At 54.0% G+C, this 5671-nt stretch carries 6 protein-coding genes and 1 pseudogene; 1 reads left to right on the forward strand and 6 read right to left on the reverse strand.

The window, feature by feature from the left end; all coding sequences use genetic code 11:
* A pseudogene (locus BLW97_RS15520) lies at positions 1-244 on the forward strand (IS630 family transposase); the annotation flags it as partial.
* 125 nt (positions 245-369) lie between these two features.
* On the opposite strand, the gene BLW97_RS15525 reads toward BLW97_RS15520, so the two are convergent.
* The 6 genes from BLW97_RS15525 to BLW97_RS19180 all read right to left on the reverse strand — a co-directional run.
* A complete protein-coding gene (locus BLW97_RS15525; protein ID WP_075323844.1) occupies positions 370-1722 on the reverse strand; it encodes an IS1182 family transposase in 1353 nt (450 codons plus the stop codon).
* 211 nt (positions 1723-1933) lie between these two features.
* Positions 1934-2461: a thioredoxin fold domain-containing protein gene (locus BLW97_RS15530; RefSeq protein ID WP_077218495.1), complete on the reverse strand. Its 528-nt coding sequence runs from the start codon at positions 2459-2461 to the stop codon at positions 1934-1936.
* Between the two features lie 197 nt (positions 2462-2658).
* On the reverse strand, positions 2659-3291 hold the full coding sequence (locus BLW97_RS15535; protein WP_143214936.1) for a thioredoxin fold domain-containing protein: 633 nt from the start codon (positions 3289-3291) through the stop codon (positions 2659-2661).
* A 26-nt stretch (positions 3292-3317) separates the two neighbouring features.
* Positions 3318-3923: a thioredoxin fold domain-containing protein gene (locus BLW97_RS15540; protein ID WP_242947847.1), complete on the reverse strand. Its 606-nt coding sequence runs from the start codon at positions 3921-3923 to the stop codon at positions 3318-3320.
* A gap of 29 nt (positions 3924-3952) precedes the next feature.
* Entirely contained in the window at positions 3953-5497 is a 1545-nt protein-coding gene (gene dsbD / locus BLW97_RS15545; RefSeq protein WP_242947848.1) for a protein-disulfide reductase DsbD, read from the reverse strand.
* 79 nt (positions 5498-5576) lie between these two features.
* A partial coding sequence (locus BLW97_RS19180; RefSeq protein WP_242947823.1) for an ATP-binding protein occupies positions 5577-5671 on the reverse strand: 95 nt, incomplete at its 5' end.

A 5671-nucleotide genomic window follows, 5' to 3' on the forward strand; every position in this document is an offset into this window, starting at 1 on the left:
CTTCGGCATCCTGGCCTGGCTCAACATGGTCGAGCGTTTCTTTCGGGATATCACGACCCAGCGGTTACGTCGTGGGGTGTTCACCAGTGTGCCAGAACTCATCCAGGCCATTGAGGGGTACATCGACCACCACAACACCCATCCCAAACCCTTCATCTGGACCAAAACCGCCCGCGACATCCTGCAAAAGGTCATTCGCGCCAATAGCCACTTAAGCAGCAAACAGAATGCAACACTACACTAGCAGCCCGTCGGTTTTAACTTCGGACTACTGCCAGATTTCGCCATGAATTTTTTGAAATCGCTCGTTTTGAGTCTTTTTTGGTCATTATTGCCCTGTTTTTTGCGGTTTATCTGCATTTTCCTGTCCTACAGACGCAATACGGCCATGCGTTTTATGTTCCACGCCAGGCAGACCAGACTCCATTCTCCTTGAACCTGACGCAGGCCGCGCAAGGAGAACTGCCGGAATCCCGTCACCGATTTGATAATCCCGAAGACCGGTTCTACCGTTTGTTTGCGCAGATGGTAAACGCTTCGGCCTGCCTGCTTTTTCAGACGATGTATCATCGCCTGCATCCGGGTTGCATTTTCAGGGAGGGCTTCCGGTTCTGTATGCCGTTGCCGCCAGTCGGGATGGTGTTCTTCTCGGGCCACGGCAATGAATGGGGTAATCCCCAGCGCTTCGCAGGCTTCCACATTCTTTTCGCTGCAGTAACCCGTATCGGCCACCAGCGCTTCTATGGGTCCCAGTTGCGCCGTTTGTGCCTGGAGGGTTTCCAGCATGGGGATGACCTGTTCCTTGTCATTGGGGGCCTGGCTGACTCCGGTGGCTACTACCATCATCGTCTGGTCATCTACGGCGGCCTGGGCATTATAGGTTTGTTCAAAGCCACCGCCTGAGACCGGCATGATGCGGGATTCTTCATCGGTGAGATTGATCTGGTCTTGCGCTTTAGGCGCAGGGTCCGGTGCCTGGGGGGCTTTGCCTCGGGGCTTTTGTCCCAGGACTTCCCGTTCTGCACGGCGCGCCATTTGCGTGTCGTACTGCGCTTTCTCTTTGGCATAACAGGCCTGTGCCCGCTCGGCAATCTTCGCCTTGGCCGCTGCCATCACGGCCAGCCGGTCTGTGCGGCGCTGGATCTCTTCGGGCAGATTCACGCCTTCGGGAATCCCGGACTGATCCGCCTGTTCTGCCAGTGCAAAGAGTTCCTGTACTTCGGCCTGGAGATGACGCTCCATCTGTTCGATATGCCCATGGGACAGGGCTTGATGTTTGGAAGCGTTGGCGTGGATCTTGGTGTCATCCAGACACACCCGGCCGATCTTCAGCAGTTTCATCTCCTGCGCCAGTTCCAGGACCTGCACAAACAATCCTTGCAGTTCGCCCAGAAAACGGCGACGGAAGGTGGCCAGGGTATCGTGATCCGGATGGCTGCCGGCCGCGAGGTAACGGAAAGCCACAGAATCATAGGTGGCTTGTTCCAGTTTACGGCTGGAAAAGACCCCGTTGGCATAGCCGTAGACCAGAATCGCCAGGAGGGTGGCCGGGTGATAGGCCTTATGACCACGACCCGCATATTGTTGGACCAGTAGCGAGAGATCGAGCTGATCAATGACTTCCACAATAAAGCGGGCCAAATGACCTTCCGGGAGCCAGTCGTCCATGGAGGGGGGCAGAAGATAATCGGTCTTGCGGTCAGCATCGAGGAAGCGGGCCATAAAATCACTCATCACATTGAATTATAAGCATTTATACGATAATTTTAGGCAAAGTGAAAGTCCGACAGCCTGCTAGGAACCCGATCAGATATCGTTCGGTCAGGACTACAGGCTGTTCTCCGCCATGGGCTTGGTGTAGCTGGCGTGACCGGAGGCAGCATGGGCAGCACCCTCCACTCCGCCCAGCGCCTCCAGCGTTTTACCGCTCAACTTATGAGATGATCTCCATGATTTTATGCAACCCATGGCTCCCCAAACCATGTTGTAGTTCCCATTGCCCATGTTTGTTCCGGTAGAGTAACGTGGGCGTTGCTTCCTCACCCGTACGGATAAGCAGCCGGGTATTATTGCGCACGGCGCGACGTATCAAGGGCGGAGGGTTGAGGTCTGGACGGATCCCGCCTTCTTCTGTTTGGGTATTGAAATGAGATTCATCATAGGCCAATGCCTTGGCTGGATTATTCGCCATCAGGATGGATGCGGCCTTGGCGGGACTGGAGGGCTTCAGAAATCCCACCAGAACTACCCGTAACCGCAATTTTCCAGCCCCGATGATGGGCAGAGCTTTCTCATAAAATCTATGGCACCAGATACAGTTAGGGTCCATAAATGCCGTCAACTCAGGCCCCTGATGCCCGACCAGAAAAGTGTGTGCGTGGGTTATCGCTGCAGCAATAGCACTGGGAGGAAGCGCCTTGGGATTGGCGTGTTGGGGCTTTGCCATTTCCTGAAAAAGCATGTTCTCCTGGGCAGGGGCAGCCGTGGCCGCCAACGGAAGTGTGATCAGCCATCCAGTCAGCAACCATCCTGATAACCTTCTTTATTCCATTACGCACTCCTTGATAATCTGTAGGTAATGATCTCCTGGGCGACCAATCTCCGGTGGCATTTCCTGGACGCGAATGATCCCGTGAGTCGCCTACGTTCCAATAATACTCACCGCAAATGCGGCAGCAGCCCGGAAAGCTGTTTTTCAGAAATCATGCCGGGAATGCGGCCAATATGACCATTTTTGAGACGATACAACATGGCGGGCGTGCCATTGAAACCCAATGCACCCATCATTTCCAGATTATGCTTGAGATCCTGGGTTGTTTTTGCTGTGGGTGTGGCTTTGGGAAGGCTGCGATAGTCACCGCTCTGTAACGCCGGACCAACAATGGATTCAAAATGTTTCAATGTTGCCAGAGGATGGGGTGATTGCAGCCAATTAGCGGCTTCTGCCGGACTTTGCGGCGTCAGGAAGGCCACGGGAACATAACGGACCGTCAATTTCCCGGCCTTGATCAAGAGGGCCTCATGGTTGTACATCACATGGCAGTAAGGACAATTGGGATCCTGAAAATCATAAATGATGGGACCGTGGTGGCCTTCCTGAATATAAGTGAGGTGATGCGCCAGAACATGCTTCCAAAGAATATTCGCCGTCAGTTTTTTGGGCGGTACAGCTGTAGCAGTTCCCGTGGCTGTCTGAGCTTCAGCGAAAGTCGTGCCAAAAAGTAATAGACTACTGCCGAATAGCCCGATTCCCAGCCATTTCAGCCAGCGGGTTCTCATCCTGTTTTCCATGTCGCGCTATTCTCCTGGTACGCAGATTATTTCAGATTCGGAATGATGGTCAGCAGTTCCCCGCGAGACACCATGCCGGGCATTAACCCTGTTGTGCCATTTTTGCGTTCATACAAAATGGCGGGTACGCCCATGGAGTGGGTACTTTGCAGTACAGCCATGTTCACTTTTAATGCGTGAAGCGTCTGTGGAAGTGCTTTGGCTTGCGGCAGACCAACAGGCCCCTGGGGTCCCATAGGTGCCGCGAAACTCTTGGCAGCCAATCCCTCAAAATGTTGCAGCGCCTGGACCCGATGCGGGGTTTGCAGAATAGCGGCAGCTTCAGGGGTGCTACTGGGCATGAGATAAGCGACCGGCACATAACGTACGGAGAGTTTTCCGGCTTTGATTAGCGGTTGTTCCTCATCGTACATACCGTGGCAATAAGGACAATTCGGATCAAAAAAATCATAAATGACCGGTCCTTTATGCCCTTCCTGGATATAGGTCAGTCGCTGGCCGATGTCCTTCCAATAATTGTTCTGAGCCATTTTGGGTAAAGGCGGAAGTTCTGTGGCTGCCAGGGCAGATCCTATGCCCAAGATGCCGATCAGCATGCTGGATATAATGGTCAGTTTTGTGATGCGGTTCATAGCGGTCTCCTCAATTATTTTCTATAACATCAACGATCAGGCATCGTATGGCCCAGCTTCTGCTGCAGGTGCTGCAGGAGCGTTTCGGGTCCTTCATAGCCTTCATATTGGGCAACCAGATGCCCTTGCGCATTGACCAGCAATACTGCCGGTGGCCCAAATAACTGGAAATGATGAAGCAGGTGGCGCGATGCGGCATCACTTGCTGTCACATTCACCCGAATTAGCGTGAGTGGTTGCAAGGCCTTTTCTACATGGGGATTGTCATAGGTTTCGACATCCATACGCTGGCACTCTACACACCAGGTTGCCCAGAAATCCACCAATACCGGGTGTCCTTTTGCTGCGGCCAAAGCCGATTGCAGCTGGGGAAGGCTGCGAACCACGGTAAAATGGAGGGGATGATGCTTTTGAAGTGCATGGTTTTGTAGAGGGGCGACTGAAACCTCTTTTGCCACGAAAGGTGCCAAAGGTTCAAGCACCAGAGAAGCCCCCGCCGAGGCACCGACTCCGAGAACCACACCATAGACAACAGCCAGTATGCCGAGTCCCTGGAAGAATCGTGGCCATCCCCCGGAATTGGCTGCAAACGCCCCCAGAAAAATACCTGAGAGGATGGCGAGCGCTGACCATAAGGCCAGCGTAACCGGTCCCGGCACAATTCGTGACAGGAACCAGATGGCGACTCCCAGCAGAACCACGCCAAAGACGGCCTTTACGCCGTTCATCCACGCACCGGCTTTGGGCAGAAAATGTCCGGCAGAAGTCCCGATGATCAGCAGGGGGACCCCCATGCCCAACCCCAGAAGGAACAGGGCCAACCCCCCCAGAACTACGTTGCCGGTGTGGGCAATGAACAGCAGAGCCCCCGCTAATGGGGCTGCGACACATGGCCCGACGATCAGGGCGGACAGCACACCCATCACGAAGGCGCTGAAAAAGTGTCCACCCTTCCCGTAACGGGATAGGCGGGATTGTATAGCATTGGGCATCTGCAATTCGTAGAAACCGAACATGGAGAGCGCCAATACGACAAACAATGCACTGAATCCACTGAGCACCCAGGGATTTTGAAAAAAGGCCTGCAGATAGGATCCGGTGATCGCTGCAAGAACCCCGGCAACCGTATAGGCCAATGACATACCCAGCACATAGGCCAGAGAAATCCAGAATGCATGCCTTCTGGACTGCTTTACGGTCAACTGAGTGTTCCCCTGACCGACCACCAGGGAGGACAGAATGGGAATCATGGGGAAAATGCAGGGTGTGAAGGCTAGTCCAAGGCCTGCCAGAAAGAAAAGCAGTAGCGTTAAGAGGACTTGTCCGCCGGCCAATCCTGCTGCGAACTGCCCATATTGACCGGCCACCACAGAAGGTTGAACCGGCTTCTGCAGAGCAGGATGCGTGTCGGCCAAAGCCGGAGCATGCCGTACGGTGCTGGCAATAATTCCCGTCGGGCTTAGCGTATAGCTTTTCGTGATGACTGGGTAGCAGACACCGGCATTGGCACATCCCTGAAAACTGCTGGTGACTCGAAGTTGCTTGGGGGGCGTGCCCGTGAAATGTACGGGCACCCGAATCGTGGTGGTATCGCCCTCATTGTCAAACAGCGTTTAAAAATGACCAGGTAACAGCGTATATTTTTGACCAGTTTTAGAGGGGGTGGCTGCGACGTTTTTTGAACCGGTAAGAATCGTTTCCGGTCTCCAGAATATCGCAGTGGTGGGTCAGTCGATCGAGAAGCGCCG

This window comes from Acidithiobacillus albertensis, assembly GCF_001931655.1.
GTDB classification, from domain to species: Bacteria; Pseudomonadota; Gammaproteobacteria; order Acidithiobacillales; family Acidithiobacillaceae; genus Acidithiobacillus; species Acidithiobacillus thiooxidans.

Coding starts and splice junctions, on each gene's coding strand:
- BLW97_RS15525 (WP_075323844.1), bottom strand. CDS start 1,722: ATGGCCCGCTTCCTCGATGCTGACCGCAAGACCGATTATCTTCTGCCC.
- BLW97_RS15530 (WP_077218495.1), bottom strand. CDS start 2,461: ATGCTTTTTCAGGAAATGGCAAAGCCCCAACACGCCAATCCCAAGGCG.
- BLW97_RS15535 (WP_143214936.1), bottom strand. CDS start 3,291: ATGGAAAACAGGATGAGAACCCGCTGGCTGAAATGGCTGGGAATCGGG.
- BLW97_RS15540 (WP_242947847.1), bottom strand. CDS start 3,923: ATGAACCGCATCACAAAACTGACCATTATATCCAGCATGCTGATCGGC.